Here is a 16342-nt window from a genome sequence, read left to right as displayed (position 1 = left end):
CAGTCCGTTATGTGGGACGTTCCCGCTTGTTCACGCGGGCGGTGTGGCCGAGGTCACCATCTGGTCACGGTCTCTTAACCAGGCTGAGCAGTCGGTCATTCCCGTGGGCGGTGATAGAGGACGTACGCAACGCACCGGCGACCACGATGCTGCTCTCGTCCGCGCGGCTGACTAGGCTGTGACCATGAGCGATCTGTCTGCCCCGGTGAATTCAGGCACTGTGAGTTCTGCCTACAACCAAGCCCTCGAGGTCATCGCCTCCGTGGAGCCCCGCATCGCCGAGGCGACCAAGCAGGAGCTCGCTGACCAGCGCGCCAGCCTCAAGCTGATCGCGAGCGAGAACTACGCGAGCCCCGCCACGCTGATGACGATGGGCACCTGGTTCTCCGACAAGTACGCCGAGGGCACCGTCGGCCACCGCTTCTACGCCGGCTGCCAGAACGTCGACACCGTCGAGCAGATCGCCGCCGAGCACGCCAAGGAGCTCTTCGGCGCTGAGTACGCCTACGTGCAGCCGCACTCCGGCATCGACGCCAACCTGACGGCGTACTGGGCCATCCTCGCCCACCGGGTCGAGGGCCCGTGGCTGGAGAAGATGGCCGTCAAGAACATGAACGAGCTCTCCGAGGCCGACTGGGAGACGCTGCGTGCCGAGCTCGGCAACCAGCGCCTGCTGGGCATGTCGCTGGACGCCGGCGGCCACCTCACCCACGGCTTCCGCCCGAACATCTCGGGCAAGATGTTCCACCAGAACCAGTACGGCACCGACCCGGAGACCGGGCTGCTCGACTACGACTCGCTGCGTGCCAAGGCCAAGGAGTTCCAGCCGCTGATCATCGTGGCCGGCTACTCCGCCTACCCGCGCCGGGTGAACTTCGCCAAGATGCGCGAGATCGCCGACGAGGTCGGCGCCACCCTGATGGTCGACATGGCCCACTTCGCCGGCCTCGTCGCCGGCAAGGTGTTCCAGGGCGAGGAGAACCCGGTTCCCTACGCCGACGTCGTCACCTCGACCTCCCACAAGTCGCTTCGCGGCCCGCGCGGCGGCTTCATCCTGGCCACCGAGGAGTACGCCCCGAGCGTCGACCGCGGCTGCCCGATGGTCCTCGGCGGCCCGCTCAGCCACGTCATGGCGGCGAAGGCCGTCGCCTTCGCCGAGGCGAAGCAGGAGAGCTTCCAGACCTACGCCCAGGAGGTCGCCGACAACGCCAAGTCGCTCGCCGAGGGCTTCCTCAAGCGCGGCGCCAAGCTCGTCACCGGCGGCACCGACAACCACCTCGTCCTGCTGGACGTGACCAGCTTCGGCCTCACCGGCCGCCAGGCCGAGTCGGCGCTGCTCGACTCCGGTGTGGTCACCAACCGCAACTCGGTCCCGTCCGACCCGAACGGCGCCTGGTACACCTCGGGCATCCGCCTCGGCACCCCGGCGCTGACCACCCGCGGCTTCGGCGCCGACGAGTTCGACCGCGTCGCCGAGCTCATCGTCGACGTGCTCTCGAAGACGACCCCCGGCACCACGAAGGCCGGCGGCCCGTCCAAGGCCTCCTACGCCATCGAGGACTCGGTCGCCGACAACACCAAGGCCGCCGCGGCGGAGCTGCTCGCGAAGTTCCCGCTTTACCCCGGTCTCGACCTCGCCTGATCCCGTGCCTGCTCCGAAGCGACCCAGCTCGATCCCCGGCGTCGGGGCCCCTGAGAAGGTGGTCCCGACGGCGGCGGTGCGTGTCGTCGTCGAGGACGAGTGGCCGGCGCTCAAGAAGGTGCGCCTCGCGGCTCTCCAGGACACCCCTCGTGCGTTCTGGGCCTCCTACGACGAGGTGGTGACCTGGCCCGACGAGCGTTGGCGGCTGTGGGCCGCGTCCGGTTCGGCCTACATCGCCTGGCTCGGCGAGAAGCCCTCTGGGCTCGCCGCCGGGATCATCCACGACGACGAGCACCACCTGATCAACATGTGGCTCGCCCCCGAGGCGCGTGGTCACGGTCTCGCCGAGGGACTCATCCTGGCCGTCGCCGGCTGGGCGCGTCGTGACGGTGCCTCTGTGCTGACCCTGTGGGTCGTCGACGGCAACGAGTCCGGGCGCCGCCTCTACGAGCGCCTCGGCTTCGAGCTCACCGGGGAGACGCAGCCGTTCCCCGAAGGCGACCCGCGCACCGAGTCGAAGATGGCGCTCCGCCTCACCTGACCGCGATGGCCGACCCACGAGAAGGCGTCACCCCCGACGGTCTGATCGTCACGGGAGCGCGCCGCGACCGAGTGCAGTCCGCGTACGAGCCGGTCCTTGCGTACGTTCTGGGGCGGGTCGCGCCGGAGGTGTCGGTCCACGTCTACGGCTCGGTCGCCAACGGCACGGCCACCGTGCCCACCTCGGACGTCGATCTGCTGACGATCGGACTCCCGGCGGCGGACGCCTCCGCACTCGGCGCCGAGGCGTCGGCGGCCTTCGCCGAGATCTGCCGCGGCGTGGAGCTCGCCGCGGCGTCCTCCGACGACTACGCCGGGGAGGGCGACGAGGCGTACGGCAACCGGGTCTTCCTGCGGCACTACTGCGCCCATCTCGCAGGCCCCGACCCGGGCGAAGCCCTTCCGGGGTTCCCAGCAGACGCTCGTGCCGCGCGCGGCTTCAACGGCGACATCGGGCGTGCCCTGCGCAGGTGGCGCGGCGCCCTCGGCCGCGACGATCCGAGCGACCTCTCCCGCCGGATCGCGCGCAAGTCACTCCTCGCCGTGGCCGGCCTGGTCAGCGTCCACGACGGCACCTGGACCACCGACCGTCTCGCGGCCGCCGTCCGCTGGAGCGAGATCGAACCGGCCCTTGCGCCAGAGCTGGACAGGCTCGGGACCCTGTGCGACCACGGCGGCGCGTCCGCCGACGAGACCGAGGCAATGCTCGCCGCCGGGGGCGTGATCGAGTCCATCGTCGCCCGCTTCGAGGCGGAGATCGGCCTGTGGCAGCCCTGGACTCCGCCCGTGGCGGACGGCGTACGCTCCGGAAGCATGACTCCGGACGAGGTCGACGCCTTCGTGTCCTCGCTCGACGGCTGCCGCCACAAACCGCGCGGCTGGTATGTCCATGACCGCTTGGTCGCCAGGCTGGTCGACGCCACCACTCTGCTCGTCCGCGTCCCGATCGAGCGCCGTGAGGCGCTGATCGAACGCTGGCCGGACGCCTTCGGCATCCCGCCGAGGCTGGAGGCCCACCACAAGATCGAGGCCTACCTCGACCGCGCCTCCCCGGATGCCGTCCGTGAGGCGATCCGGCTCGCCTGGGAGTTCCAGCGCTACTCCGGCTTGCGCCAGACGGACACGTGACTCGTGGAGTCGTTGGTGAACTCGGAGCGTTCCCAGCCGGCGTACCTCGCCTCCAGCGTCATCCCGGCCAACCGCGCCATCAGGTCGAGCTCGGAGGGCCACACGAACCGGAAGTTGTGTGGCCCGTACCGGAAGCGGCCGTCGGCCTCGCGGGTGTAGTGGTGCGAGATCGCCTGCTGGGTGACCAGGTCGTAGGTGTCGAACCCGAGGTGCGCTGCGGAGACGTCGAACGGGATCGCCGGGCTGCCCGGAGGAAGCCGTCGCAGTGCGGGCACGCCGACCTCGACAAGGAAGCGCCCGCCCGGCGCCAGATGACGGGCGGCGTTGGCGAAGCAGGCGACCTGCTCGTCCTGCGTACGCAGGTTCCCGATCGTGTTGAAGACCAGATAGACCAACGAGTACGCCCCCACCCCCGGCGCTTCGGCGGAGGCCATGTCGCCGACGACGACCGGGATCTCCTCCTCGGTGACCTTGCGCCGTAGGACGTCGACCATCGGCTGGGACAGCTCGATGCCGGTGACCGGCACACCCAGCTCCCGCAGCGGTACGCCGATCCGGCCCGTTCCGATGGCGAGCTCGAGCGCGGGGCCGCCGTCGGCGAGCTCGGCGAGGAGGCGGGCCACCGGCCCGGTCACCTCGGCTGCGTTGACCCAGTCGTCGGGGTCGTCGTAGCGCTCGGCGTCGTCGCGGGTCCACAGGTCGCTGCTGGTCATGGGCATCGACTCTGCCCGGCGACACATGCAGGGCGCGAACGATTTAAAAGCCTGCCGTCCTGTTCAGAGCCAGGAGTAGCCGACCTCGGGCCGCCCGCCGCTGGGACCGTAACGGACCCCGCGCGCGGCCAGGCCCTTGTCGGCAAGATGTTCGAGGTAGCGCCGCGCCGTCACCCGTGACGCGCCGACGACCGCGGCGACCTCGCTCGCGGACAGGTCACGTTCGGCCTCGCGCAGCGCGGCCGTCACGGCCCGCAGCGTCTCCGCGCTCATGCCCTTGGGCAGCGGCGTGCTGCCGGTGGGTCGCAGCGACCCCAGCAGCTGGTCGACCTCGTCCTGGACGACCTCCTCGGGAGCCGCGTCCAGTCGGGCACGATAGTCGGCGTACTGCTCGAGCTTGTCCCGAAACGTCGCGAACGTGAACGGCTTGAGCAGGTAGAGCACGACCCCTTGCACGACGGCCTGCCGCACCACCTTGGTGTCCCGCGCCGCCGTCACCGCGATCACGTCGCACAGGTGCCCGGCGGTGCGCAGCCGGCTGAGCAGCCCGAGCCCGTGCCCGTCGGGCAGGTTCATGTCGAGCAGGATCAGGTCGACCGGGGTGCCTGCGTCGCGGGCCGCATCGAGCGCGCGGACCGCCTCGCGCGCCGACCGCGCGATCCCGGCCAGGGTGAAGCCAGAGACCCGGCCGACGTACGCCGCATGGGCCTCGGCGGCGAGCGCCTCGTCCTCGACGACCAACACCCTGACGCTCATTCAGCCACCTCTGTCGCGAGGGTGACGGTGAACTCGGCCCCGCCGAGGTGCGAGCGGCCGATGACGACCTCGCCACCATGACGCCGGGCGATCTGCCCAACCAGCGCGAGACCCAGGCCGCGACCGGTGCCGGGCTCGGCCTTCGTGGTCCAGCCGCGGTCGAGGACGCGCGCCGAGTCGGCGTCGTCCAGGCCGGGTCCGCTGTCGCCCACGCGCACCGTGAGGGTGTCATCGTCACCGGTCAGGTGGACCTCGACCTGGCGGGACTCGAAGCCGGAGACGGCATCGAAGGCGTTGTCGACGAGGTTGCCCAGCACCGTCACCAGGTCGCGGGGCGGGATGCCCGTGCCCGGCGGCACCTCGCCGACGATGCGGAACTCGACGCCCTGCTCGGCCGCCTCGGCCGACTTGCCGAGCAGGAGCGCCGCCACGACGGGATCCTCGACCGCGCCGACGACCCGGTCGGTGAGGAGCTGGGCGACCTGGAGCTCCTCGGTGGCGAACTCGACCGCGTCCTGCTCGCGGCCCATCTCGATGAGGGAGACCACGGTGTGGAGCCGGTTGGCCGCCTCGTGGTTCTGGGACCGGAGCGACTCGGTGAGGCGGCGTACGACTTCCAGCTCGCCGGTCACCGAGCGCAGCTCGGTGTGGTCGCGCAGCGTCACCACTGCGCCGACCTCGCGGCCGTCCCACAGCGCGGGCGCTGAGGAGACGACGAGGATCCGCTCGCCGGCGAGGTAGAGGTCGTCGGACTCGGCGGTGCGGCCGCGGGCGGCGGCGACCAGTCCGGGCGCCAGGTCGAGGTCCTCGATCCGGGTGCCGATCACGTCCTCCGGCAGCGCCAGCAGGCGCCGCGCCTCGTCGTTGACCAGCTGCACGCGCCCCTCCCCGTCGAGCAGGAGCAGACCTTCGCGGACCGAGTGGAGGACGGCGGAGTAGTACTCGTACATCCGGGCCAGCTCACGCTCACCCATGCCATGGGTAAGCCGGTGCAGGCGTCGGCTCAGCAGCCAGGCACCGGTCAGCCCCACGGCCAGCACCAGCGCGCCGCAGAGCAGCACGATCGTGACGTCGCGCTTGAGCCCGCGGTTGATGTCGCTGACCGTGATGCCGACGGACACGAGCGCGACGACCTCGTCGCCGTCCTCGACCGGTACCACCGCGCGGACCGACGGGCCGAGCGTCCCGGTGTACTGCTGGGTGAAGACCTCGCCGTCGGGCGCGCCACCGAGGTCGCCGACGAACTCTCCGCCGATCTGACGCGGATCGGTGTGGGTGTAGCGGGTGCGGTCCAGGTCCATCACCACGACGAAGTCGGTGTCGGTGTCGCGGCGTACCTGCTCGGTCCAGGGCTGGAGGGTCGCCGTCGGGTCCTCGCCGCGCAGCGCCGTGCTGACGGTGGGGGAGTCGGCGACGGTCTGGGCGACGGCCACCGCGCGCTGGGTGGCGCGGCTGTAGGAGTCGCGCTGGGCGTCGTAGGAGGCCATCAGGATGCCGGTGACGACGAGCAACAGCACCGTGGCGAACTGAAGGAGAAGCACCTGCTGGGCCACCGGCCGATCGCGGAGAACGCGGGGGCGGAACGGGTGGACACGGGGCACGACAACATTCTGGACCACCTCCGTTGCGTGGATGTGATCGTGGCCACGAACACAACGAACACAACAGTGACGGTCGTCACGTTCTCCCGGAGAGTTGCCCGAGTTGCCCCGGAGGGCAGGACACACCGGACCAGGAGGAACGATGAGTACGACCACCACTGAGACAAGACCCAAGAAGGACCGGACACACTATCTCTACATCGCGGTGATAGCCGCGGTGGTCCTCGGCATTCTGGTCGGGCTGATCGCCCCGTCGTTCGCGGTGGAGCTGAAGCCGATCGGCACGGCCTTCGTGAACCTGATCAAGATGATGATCCAGCCGATCATCTTCTGCACCCTGGTCATCGGCGTCGGCTCGGTCGCCAACGCGGCCAAGGTCGGCAAGGTCGGTGGCCTGGCGCTGGTCTACTTCATCGTGATGTCCACGGTCGCCCTGGCGATCGGTATGGTCGTCGGCAACATCATCGACCCGGGCACCGGCCTCCAGGTGAGCTCGGACGCGTCCACCGCGGGCCAGGAGGCTGCCTCGGAGGGGCACGCGAGCACGACCGACTTCCTCCTCAGCATCATCCCGACCTCGCTCTTCTCGGCGCTGACGTCCGGTGTGGTGCTGCAGACCCTGCTGGTGGCGCTGCTGGTCGGGTTCGCGCTGCAGCGGATGGGTGAGTCGGGCAAGCCGATCCTCAAGGCGATCACCTTGATCCAGAACCTGATCTTCCGCGTGCTGGCGATGATCATGTGGGCCGCTCCGGTCGGTGCCTTCGGCGCCATCGCCGGCGTCGTCGGGGAGACCGGCATCGACGCCCTGAAGAGCCTCGCCGTGATCATGATCGCCTTCTACATCACCTGCGCGATCTTCGTCTTCGGCATCCTGGGCGTGATCCTCAAGCTGGCCACCGGCGTCAACCTCTTCAAGCTGCTCAAGTACCTCGCCCGCGAGTTCCTGCTCATCCTCTCCACCAGCTCCTCCGAGTCGGCGCTTCCGCGCCTGATCGCGAAGATGGAGCACGCCGGTGTCGAGAAGGCGACTGTCGGTGTCGTGGTCCCCACGGGCTACTCGTTCAACCTGGACGGCACCGCGATCTACCTGACGATGGCCTCGATCTTCATCGCCGACGCGATGGGTGACCCGCTGAGCATCGGCGAGCAGATCGGCCTGCTGCTGTTCATGATGATCGCCTCCAAGGGTGCCGCCGGTGTCACCGGTGCGGGCCTGGCGACCCTGGCCGGCGGGCTTCAGTCCCACCGCCCGGAGATGGTCGACGGGGTCGGGCTCATCGTGGGCATCGACCGGTTCATGTCCGAGGCCCGTGCGCTGACCAACTTCGCCGGCAACTCGGTCGCCACCGTCCTGGTCGGCCACTGGACCAAGACCATCGACCACGGTCAGCTCGACCGTGTCCTGGACGGTCAGGACCCGTTCGACGAGACGACCATGGTCGACGACCACGCCGCCCCGCCTGCGGCAGAGACCGACAAGGCGCTCGTCTAGACCCCACGACACCAGGCCGTACGCCGCGCGGACACGCGCGACGTACGGCCTGGTGTCGTCATCGGTTGCGGTAGAGGATCCGCGCCAGCTCGAACGGCGCGAAACGCCATGAGCCGATCGGCTCGTCGTCGAGCCCGATCCGGCCGAGGGCGGCGACGATCCAGGAGAACGCGAAGCAGCCGATACCGGCGACGGCCCAGATCCCGACCGTACGCCAGGCCAGGTCGCCGCCGAAGGCGCGGAAGATGCCGATGACGGCGGCGACCACGGCGATCGCTGCGATCAGCCAGAAGAGGATCGAGCAGATGACAGCGGCCAACCGGCCGGCCACGGCCAGCGGGTCGCGAGGCGGCTGGTGATGGGGCCCTTGACCGGGGCCTTGATGGGGAGGGTGCGGATAGTTCATTTGGGCGCTGATTCTGGCCTAACTCGGCCGCCGGAGCCACACCGGGCTGGCGGGTCTCCATAGCGCCGGACTGCGTGACAGGTATCGTCCTGCGCGTTCTCGGGTGAGTGTTCGACAATTTGCCCGGGACATCGATGGACCGTAACGACTAATGTTATGGAGATCACATAACGAGGCGCTGCCTCGTGGACCCGACGCGGCCTGCGTGGCACGACTCCGTGGATCAAAACGACGATGGAGGGTGCAATCAGATGCACGTGCGAAAGTGGCAAATCGGAGCAGCAGTCGCAGGTCTACTCGCCGTGACCGGGTGTGGGGTGCCGGGCGGCGGTGGCAACAACGATGCCGGCGACACCGAAGAGGGAGACGGCAGCATCCAGATCCTCGGCGCGATCCCCGAGGGCGAGGCAGTGGGGCTCAACGCGGCCCTCGACGCGTTCACCGAGGAGACCGGGATCGAGGTGACCTACACCCCGTCCACGGACTTCACCACCGAGATCCGCACCAAGGTCAACGGAAACGACGCACCCGACATCGCGTTCTTCCCCCAGCCCGGTCTGGTCGGCGACCTGACCGAGTCGGGCGACACGCTCCCGCTCGACGATCTCATCGACGTCGGCTCGCTCGATGACACCATGATCCCCGGCCTGATGGACTCGGTCGAGATCGACGACAAGACCTACGGCGTCCCGATCCGCGTCTCGATGAAGTCGCTGGTCTGGACCCCGAAGAACTTCGAGCAGTCCGGCTACACGACGCCCACCACCTGGGACGAGCTGCGGAGCCTCGAGGACCAGATGATCGCCAAGGGCGAGACCCCGTGGTGCCTCGGCGCCGAGGCCGGTGCCGACACCGGCTGGGTCTACACCGACTGGGTCGAGGAGATCGTCCTGCGCCAGGAGGGCCCGGAGTTCTACGACGACTGGGTCTCCCACGAGGTCCCCTTCAACGACCCGAAGATCGTCGATGCGATCGAGACCATGGGCGACATCATCAACAAGCCGAAGAACGTACGCGGCGGGGCCGACGGCACCCTGAGCGAGCCCTTCGGCGACTCGCCGTTGCCGCTCTTCGACGCCAAGCCGGGCTGCGAGATGCACCGCCAGGCCAACTTCATCACCACCTTCTTCCCGAAGGACGTCCAGGCGGACCTGGCCGGCAACGTCGGCGTCTTCGCGCTCCCGGGCAGCATGGAGGGCGGCTTCGAGGGCAACCCGGTCCTCGGCGGCGGTGACATGGCGACCGCCTTCACCAACGACACCGACGTGGTGGAGCTGATGGAGTTCTTCGCGTCCCCCGACTTCGGTGCCGAGTGGGCCCAGGCCGGCGGCTGGCTCTCGCCGAGCACGGAGTTCGACAACTCGCAGTACGCCGACCCGATGTTCGGTGAGATCGCGACCCTGCTGCAGGACGCCGACACGTTCCGCTTCGACGGTTCGGACCTGATGCCCGCGCAGGTCGGCGCCGGCACGTTCTGGAGCGAGATGAACGCCTACGTCGGAGGTGAGAAGAGCGCTCAGGAGGCTGCCGACGCGATCGAGGAGAGCTGGCGAGGATGACCGATGATCCATATCTGAAGATCCTCAACGGCCTGGTAGCGATCGTCCTGGGAGTCGGTGGCACCGCTGCTCTCTACTGGGTGCTCAACTTCCTCTCAGGCCTCCTGCCGGGCAAGTGGGAACGGCGGGTCAAGCCGTACGTCTTCATCGGCCCGGCCATCTTGGTGGTGACCGTATTCCTGGTCTACCCGGCCGTGATGACCGTGATCTACAGCTTCGCCGATGAAAACAGCATCAACTGGGTCGGGTTCGGGAACTACACGTCGCTCTTCCGGGACGATGAGTTCATCGGCACGTTGGTCAACAACCTGCTCTGGATCCTCATCGTCCCGGCAGGGAGCGTCATCGTCGGCCTGCTCGTGGCGGTGCTGGCAGACCAGCTCAAGGCGTTCCCGGAGCGGGTCGCGAAGTCGGTCATCTTCATGCCGATGGCGATCAGCTTCGTCGGGGCGAGCACGATCTGGGGCTTCGTCTACGCGACCAGGTTCGCGCAGGGCGACAAGCAGATCGGGCTCCTCTCGGCGATCTCGACGAGTCTCGGGTTCGAGCCGGTCGCCTGGCTGCGGATCTCCGACTACAACCTCAACGACCTGCTCCTGATCGTCATCATGATCTGGTTGCAGGCGGGGTTCGCGATGGTGCTGCTCTCCTCGGCGATCAAGGGCGTCCCCGAGGACACCGTGGAGGCGGCGCGCATCGACGGGGCCAGCGAGATCCAGATCTTCTTCAAGGTCGTCGTACCGCAGATCTGGCCGACGGTGATCGTGGTCTTCGTGACCGTCCTCATTCTGGTCCTGAAGGTCTTCGACATCGTCTACGTGATGACTGGAGGCGGCGCGGGCACCTCGGTGCTGGCCAACACCTTCTTCGTGGAGCTCTTCGAGTTCGGTGACGCCGGACGCGCGGCCGCGGTGGTCGTGGTCCTGATGATCGCCGTGATCCCGGTGATGATCTACCAGATGCGCCAGTTCAAGAAGCAGGAGGCCGGTCGATGAGGAGCTTCACTCTCGGCAGCGTTGCTGTTCGTGTGGGCATCGTCCTGCTGTGCGTCCTCTGGTTCATCCCGACGCTGGGTCTGCTGATCTCGTCGTTCCGCGACGAGGCCGACGTGAAGTCGTCGGGCTGGTGGACGGTCATCACCGACCCGTTCTCCCAGTGGACCCTCGACAGCTACACGCAGGTCCTCGAGAGCGGGATGGCGAACGCCTTCGTGAACTCGATCGTCGTCTCCGTCCCCGCGACGGTGCTGCCGATCATGATCGCTGCGTTCGCTGCGTACGCGTTCACGTTCATGCGGTTCCCGGGGCGCAACGTGCTGTTCATGCTGATCGTCGGGTTGCTGGTCGTCCCGCTGCAGGTGGCGTTCGTGCCGCTGCTCAGCTTGTTCAGCGCCTACGACCTCAACGGCACCTTCCTCGCGGTGTGGCTGGCCCACACGGCGTTCGGGATGCCGTTGGCGGTCTTCATCCTGCGCAGCTACATGTCGAGCCTGCCGCAGGAGATCATCGAGTCGGCCGAGATCGACGGGGCCTCGCACTTCCAGACCTTCTGGAGGTTGATCGTGCCGATGTCGGTGCCCGCGCTGGCAGCGTTCGCGATCTTCCAGTTCCTCTGGGTCTGGAACGACCTTCTCGTCGCGCTCATCTTCCTCGGGGCTGGTGACAACGAGGTCGTCACGATCACGTTGCGCGACCTGATCGGCGATCGTGGCCAGGAATGGCACCTGCTCACCGCTGGTGCGTTCATCACGATGACGGTGCCGCTGATCGTGTTCTTCTCGCTGCAGCGCTACTTCGTCCGTGGGCTCACGGCCGGGTCCGTCAAGGGCTGAGGACCGGTCCGCACGCGGCGGGCGCCATGTCTCCTTCGAGGCATGGCGCTCGTTGCGCGACCAGGCGCCTCTACAGGGCCGGCGTCGCCCGCTGCACGACCGCCCTCTGGTCGCCGCCGGCGAGCATGCCGTACGTCCCGCCGTGGCCCGGCAGGCGGCTGGCGCAGAAGATGTCGGCCACCTCGTCGGGGCCGTGCTGGACCAGGAGGCTCCCTTGGAGGAGGGTGGCCATGCTTCCGGCCAGACGCCGGGCTGAGCGCTCCAGCTCCTCGGGACTGGTCATCGACTCGCCCAGCAGGGAGAGGGTGGCGTCGACGGCGCGGTCGTAGCGCCGGTCGGCGCCCTTGGCCCTGCCTACCTCGGTGATCCATGCGTCGAGAACCCCGGGGTCGCGCTGGATGGCGCGCAGGACGTCGAGGGCGTTGACGTTGCCGGAGCCCTCCCAGACCGAGTTGAGCGGGGACTCGCGGAAGAGCAGCGGCATCACCGACTCCTCCACGTAGCCGTTGCCGCCCAGGCACTCCAGCGCCTCCGCGACCATCGCCGGGGTGCGCTTGCAGACCCAGAACTTCGCCAGCGGCAGGCCGATGCGGCGCAGAGCCCGCTCGTGCTCGTCGTCGGGTCGGTCGACGGCGGCGGCCAGGCGCATCGCCAGGGTCGTGGCCGCCTCGGACTCGACGGCCAGGTCGGCGACCACGTTCTGCATCAGCGGCTTGTCGGCCAGGGCGCCGCCGAACGCGGAGCGGTGGGCGACGTGCCAGCTCGCCTCGGCCACGGCCCGGCGCATCAGCGAGGCAGAGCCCAGCACGCAGTCGAGGCGGGTGGCGGCGACCATCTCGATGATGGTGCGTACGCCGCGGCCCTCCTCGCCCAGCCGGTAGGCCGTGGTGCCGCGGAACTCGAGTTCGGAGCTGGCGTTGGAGCGGTTGCCGAGCTTGTCCTTGAGCCGAACCACGTCGAGGCGGTTTCGCTCTCCCGAGGGAAGGACACGGGGGAGGAGGAAGCAGGTGAGGCCACTCGGCGCCTGGGCGAGCACGAGGAAGACGTCGTTCATCGGGGCCGAGGTGAACCACTTGTGCCCGTGCAGCTCGTAGACGCCGTCGCCGACGGGATGTGCTTCGGTGATGTTCTGGCGTACGTCCGAGCCGCCCTGCTTCTCGGTCATCCCCATGCCCGCCAGGGCGCCGAGCTTCTCGGCGGGGTCGCGGAGACCGAAGTCGTAGGTCGTGGAGGCGAGCCTCGGCACCCACTCCTCGGCGAGGGACTCGTCGGCGCGGAGCGCGGGGACCGCGGCGTACGTCATGGAGATCGGGCACAGGTGGCCGGGCTCGGTCTGGGACCAGGCCAGGAACCCGGCGGCGCGGCGTACGTGGGCGTGCTCCTCGCCCTTCTCGGCCAAGGCCCAGGGCGCGGCGGCCAGGCCGTGGCCGACGGCCCTGTCCATCAGCCAGTGCCAGGAGGGGTGGAAGGCGACCTCGTCGATCCGGTTGCCGTAGCGGTCGTAGGGGACCAGCTCGGGGTGGAAGCGGTTGGCGAGACGGCCGTGCTCCTGCGCCTCGGCGGTGCCGGCCTCGGCGCCCAACGGGACGAGCGAGTCGAGGGTCTGCTCGCCCGCGTGACGCAGGACTGCCGCCGACAGCGCGGCATCCCCGGTGAGCACGTTGTGACCCGCGAGCGCGGGCGCCTGGTTGGTGACACGGCGGATGTCGGAGGCACTCATGCAACAGACGATAGAGCGCGGCGGATAGGGTCACAGATGTGTCCGAGACATCTGCATTCGCCCCGAAGTGGGCCGGTGTCGAGCAGGTCGCTCTTCCCGAGACGGTGCGGTCGCCGTGGTGGCAGCTCGGGCGGCGGCTGCTGGCCGCGCTGGCGATCCTGGTCGGGACGGTCCTGCTGGTCTATCTCGACCGCGACGCGTACGCCGACAACAACGATCCCACCGGCCAGATCAGCCTGATCGACGCGATCTACTACACGACGGTGACGCTGAGCACGACCGGCTACGGCGACATCGCCCCGGTCGAGGCGCACGCGCGGATGATCAACGCGTTCATCATCACGCCGGCCCGCATCGCCTTCCTGGTGCTGCTGATCGGCACCACTCTCGAGGTCCTCACCAAGCAGGGCCGTGACCTCATCCGAGTCGCTCGCTGGAGGAAGAAGATGTCCCAGCACATCGTCGTCGTCGGTTACGGCACGAAGGGCCGTAGCGCCGTGGAGACGCTGCTCAGCAGCGGAGCGGATCCCGAGGAGTTCGTCGTGGTCGACCCGGACCCGGTGGCGCGCTCGGATGCCCACTCCGACGGGATCGCGGTGGTCACCGGCGATGCGACCCGGCGCGAGGTGCTGATGCGGGCGGGCGTCAAGGACGCCGAGCAGGTCATCATCACCACCAACCGTGACGACTCCAACGTGCTCACGATCCTGACGGTGCGGCAGATCAATCCCGAGGCGTGGATCGTCGCTGCCGCCCGCGAGCGCGAGAACGCGCCGTTGATGAAGCAGTCCGGAGCCGACTCGGTGATCACCTCCGCCGACGCGGTCGGCCGGCTGATGGGTCTGTCCACCATCTCGCCGACCCTGGGGTCGGTCATGGAGGACCTGCTCAACTCCGGCACCGGCCTGGAGGTCTCCGAGCGCGACCTGCTGGTCAACGAGGTCGGCAAGCAGCCGCAGCAGCTGGCCGACCAGGTGATCGCGGTCGTACGCGACGAGAAGGTCTTCCGCTACTTCGACCCGGTCGTCGGCACCCTGTCACGTGGGGACCGGCTGGTCGTAGTGCGGGCCGCGAGGGAACTGCCCTGGGCGCCGCGTCCGGGGACGCACGGTGAGGACACCGCGGAGGCGTAACACCCGCCGAAATAGAAGTCAGCCGCTGGCGTCTCGGGTCACCAGCGGCTGACATGGAAGAGATTAGCGGATGGTCCGGCGAGCTTCAAAGAGTTGATCTGCACTTTTATGAAGATGGCCCAGATGGGCTATCCCGGGTAGTTCGAGACGGTGGCGCGTGGCGGTTTCGAGGGCGCCCTTCACGCCTGGGATGATGTACGCATGACCGAGGCGCCCCACAGCCCCGGGTCTGCCGACGGGCAGCCGGGTCTTTCCGAGAACGAGAAGCGACTGCTGGACTTCGAGCGCTCGTGGTGGTCGGCCGGCACCGGCCGCGACGACGCGGTCCGGGAGCAGCTCGGGATGAGCGCGGCCGAATACCACCGAGCCGTCAACGACCTGATCGACAAGCCCGAGGCGCTCGCCTATGACGGCGTCCTGGTGCGCCGGCTGCGGCGGCAGCGCGACGCGCGGCGTACGCAGCGCTCAAAGAACCCGCGTTCATAGCCCTCTTGGGTGGTCCGAGTAGCCCAGTCGGGTCATTTGCAGTCTTATGCATTGCAAGTGCTTGCACGTGTTCGGGTTCGTCGGCTAACGTTCATCTTGTCAGCCGCTGGTGACCCGAGACGCCAGCGGCTGACTTCTGTTTTACCGCCCTGCGCCGAGGCGTCAGCCGCGCAGGCCGAGGCGTCAGCCGCGCAGGCCGAGGCGTCAGCCGCGCAGGCCGAGACGTCAGCCGCGCAGGCCGAGACGTCAGCCGCGCAGGCCGAGGCGTCAGCCGCGCAGGCCGAGACGTCAGCCGCGCAGGCCGAGACGTCAGCCGCGCAGGCCGAGACGTCAGCCGCGCAGGCCGAGACGTCAGCCGCGCAGGCCGAGACGTCAGCCGCGCAGGCCGAGACGTCAGCCGCGCAGGCCGAGACGTCAGCCGCGCAGGCCGAGACGTCAGCCGCGCAGGCCGAGACGGCACGCCGCTGCCCAGTCGGCCGACGGCGGTGACGCTTCGGCTGACTTACCTGACGCCTCGGCAGGGGGTGGTCAGTCGCGAGCGGTGAGGATAAGCGGGCCGTCCTCGGTGATCGCGACGGTGTGCTCCATGTGGGCGCCGCGGGAGCCGTCGGCGCTGCGCAGGGTCCAGCCGTCGGGGTCGGTGAAGATCTCGTCGGTGGTGTGCAGGAACCACGGCTCGATCGCGATGACGAGACCGGGCTGCAGCTTGAAGCCGCGGCCGGGGCGACCGTCGTTGGCGATGTGCGGGTCGCCGTGCATCGTGCGGCCGACGCCGTGGCCGCCGAACTGGGTGTTGATCTTGAGGCCCTTCGCGCGGGCGACGCCGGCGATGGCGTGGGAGATGTCGCCGACCTTGTTGCCGACGCGTGCGGCGTCGATGCCGGCGGCGAGCGCCTGGGTGGTGGTCTCGATCAGGTCGAGGTCCTCCTGGCGGGGCGTACCGACGACGACGGAGAGGGCCGAGTCGGAGACCCAGCCGTCGACGCTGGCCGCGAAGTCGACGCTGAGCAGGTCGCCGTCCTGCAGCTTGTAGTCGAAGGGCAGGCCGTGCAGCACACCGTCGTTGACCGAGGTGCAGAGCACCTTCCCGAACGGCATCGCGCCGAAGCTCGGGTGGTAGTCGATGTAGCAGGACTCCGCGCCGCGGTCCTTGATCATCTTGTGCGCCAGCTCGTCGAGCTCGAGCAGGTTGACACCCACGGCGGCGTGCTCGCGGAGTGCGGTCAGGACATCGGCCACGAATCGGCCGGCGGGCTTCATCTGCTCGATCTGGGTCGGGGTGCGCAGTTCGATCACAGGCACAGCGTATCCTGAGAACGGTTCTCACTAGAATTC

16 protein-coding genes are annotated in these 16342 nt (G+C 68.7%); 10 read left to right on the top strand and 6 right to left on the bottom strand.

Translation table 11 applies throughout. The features are described 5' to 3' along the window. Positions 1–184 precede the first annotated feature (184 nt). The 3 genes from OG801_RS03270 to OG801_RS03260 are packed head-to-tail and all read left to right on the top strand — an operon-like array spanning position 185 to position 3310. A complete protein-coding gene (locus tag OG801_RS03270) occupies positions 185–1642 on the top strand; it encodes a glycine hydroxymethyltransferase (protein WP_355020839.1) in 1458 nt (485 codons plus the stop codon). 4 nt (positions 1643–1646) lie between these two features. After that, positions 1647–2183: a GNAT family N-acetyltransferase gene (locus OG801_RS03265; protein ID WP_355020838.1), complete on the top strand. Its 537-nt coding sequence runs from the start codon at positions 1647–1649 to the stop codon at positions 2181–2183. Positions 2184–2188: 5 nt separating this feature from the next. After that, positions 2189–3310, top strand: a complete 1122-nt coding sequence (locus tag OG801_RS03260) for a hypothetical protein (protein WP_406033612.1) — start codon at positions 2189–2191, stop codon at positions 3308–3310. On the opposite strand, the gene OG801_RS03255 is transcribed toward OG801_RS03260, so the two are convergent. The 3 genes from OG801_RS03255 to OG801_RS03245 form a co-directional block, all read right to left on the bottom strand. Beyond that, complete coding sequence (locus OG801_RS03255; protein WP_406033610.1) at positions 3280–4023, bottom strand: class I SAM-dependent DNA methyltransferase; 744 nt, start codon at positions 4021–4023, stop codon at positions 3280–3282. The two genes, OG801_RS03260 and OG801_RS03255, sit on opposite strands and share 31 nt — an antisense overlap. Before the next feature lie 63 nt (positions 4024–4086). After that, on the bottom strand, positions 4087–4779 hold the full coding sequence (locus OG801_RS03250) for a response regulator (RefSeq protein WP_406033608.1): 693 nt from the start codon (positions 4777–4779) through the stop codon (positions 4087–4089). Further along, positions 4776–6380 carry a sensor histidine kinase gene (locus OG801_RS03245; protein WP_355020834.1) on the bottom strand — a complete coding sequence of 535 codons (1605 nt, stop codon included), beginning with the start codon at positions 6378–6380 and terminating at the stop codon, positions 4776–4778. The genes OG801_RS03250 and OG801_RS03245 overlap by 4 nt, the downstream gene beginning before the upstream one ends. 142 nt (positions 6381–6522) lie before the next feature. Here OG801_RS03245 and OG801_RS03240 point away from each other — a divergent pair, with 142 nt between their 5' ends. Then, a complete protein-coding gene (locus OG801_RS03240; RefSeq protein WP_355020833.1) occupies positions 6523–7872 on the top strand; it encodes a cation:dicarboxylate symporter family transporter in 1350 nt (449 codons plus the stop codon). 58 nt (positions 7873–7930) lie between these two features. Here OG801_RS03240 and OG801_RS03235 read toward each other — a convergent pair whose 3' ends face one another. Next, positions 7931–8278 carry a hypothetical protein gene (locus OG801_RS03235; protein WP_406033605.1) on the bottom strand — a complete coding sequence of 116 codons (348 nt, stop codon included), beginning with the start codon at positions 8276–8278 and terminating at the stop codon, positions 7931–7933. 302 nt (positions 8279–8580) lie between these two features. Between OG801_RS03235 and OG801_RS03230 the strand changes: the two genes are divergently transcribed. The 3 genes from OG801_RS03230 to OG801_RS03220 are packed head-to-tail and all read left to right on the top strand — an operon-like array spanning position 8581 to position 11668. Next, positions 8581–9837 carry an ABC transporter substrate-binding protein gene (locus OG801_RS03230; protein ID WP_406033603.1) on the top strand — a complete coding sequence of 419 codons (1257 nt, stop codon included), beginning with the start codon at positions 8581–8583 and terminating at the stop codon, positions 9835–9837. Further along, positions 9834–10832: a carbohydrate ABC transporter permease gene (locus OG801_RS03225; RefSeq protein WP_406033601.1), complete on the top strand. Its 999-nt coding sequence runs from the start codon at positions 9834–9836 to the stop codon at positions 10830–10832. The genes OG801_RS03230 and OG801_RS03225 overlap by 4 nt, the downstream gene beginning before the upstream one ends. Then, on the top strand, positions 10829–11668 hold the full coding sequence (locus tag OG801_RS03220; RefSeq protein ID WP_406033599.1) for a carbohydrate ABC transporter permease: 840 nt from the start codon (positions 10829–10831) through the stop codon (positions 11666–11668). The genes OG801_RS03225 and OG801_RS03220 overlap by 4 nt, the downstream gene beginning before the upstream one ends. A 70-nt stretch (positions 11669–11738) precedes the next feature. On the opposite strand, the gene OG801_RS03215 is transcribed toward OG801_RS03220, so the two are convergent. After that, on the bottom strand, positions 11739–13388 hold the full coding sequence (locus OG801_RS03215; protein WP_406033597.1) for an acyl-CoA dehydrogenase family protein: 1650 nt from the start codon (positions 13386–13388) through the stop codon (positions 11739–11741). Between the two features lie 38 nt (positions 13389–13426). On the opposite strand from OG801_RS03215, the gene OG801_RS03210 reads away from it, so the two are divergent. The 3 genes from OG801_RS03210 to OG801_RS03200 all read left to right on the top strand — a co-directional run bounded on the left by OG801_RS03210 (position 13427) and on the right by OG801_RS03200 (position 15496). Further along, on the top strand, positions 13427–14521 hold the full coding sequence (locus OG801_RS03210) for a potassium channel family protein (protein WP_355020827.1): 1095 nt from the start codon (positions 13427–13429) through the stop codon (positions 14519–14521). Between the two features lie 201 nt (positions 14522–14722). Then, positions 14723–15007: a DUF3263 domain-containing protein gene (locus tag OG801_RS03205; RefSeq protein WP_355020826.1), complete on the top strand. Its 285-nt coding sequence runs from the start codon at positions 14723–14725 to the stop codon at positions 15005–15007. Positions 15008–15103: 96 nt separating this feature from the next. Beyond that, the gene (locus tag OG801_RS03200; RefSeq protein ID WP_406033595.1) at positions 15104–15496 is read left to right on the top strand and encodes a hypothetical protein; all 393 of its coding nucleotides are present in this window, start codon (positions 15104–15106) and stop codon (positions 15494–15496) included. A gap of 39 nt (positions 15497–15535) precedes the next feature. On the opposite strand, the gene map is transcribed toward OG801_RS03200, so the two are convergent. Further along, positions 15536–16303, bottom strand: coding sequence for a type I methionyl aminopeptidase (gene map / locus OG801_RS03195; RefSeq protein WP_350659017.1), 768 nt, complete (start codon positions 16301–16303; stop codon positions 15536–15538). Positions 16304–16342 lie beyond the last annotated feature (39 nt).

It is taken from the genome of Nocardioides sp. NBC_00163, from assembly GCF_045206295.1.
Taxonomy (GTDB): domain Bacteria; phylum Actinomycetota; class Actinomycetes; order Propionibacteriales; family Nocardioidaceae; genus Nocardioides.
This window is presented reverse-complemented; position numbering and strand designations above follow the sequence as displayed.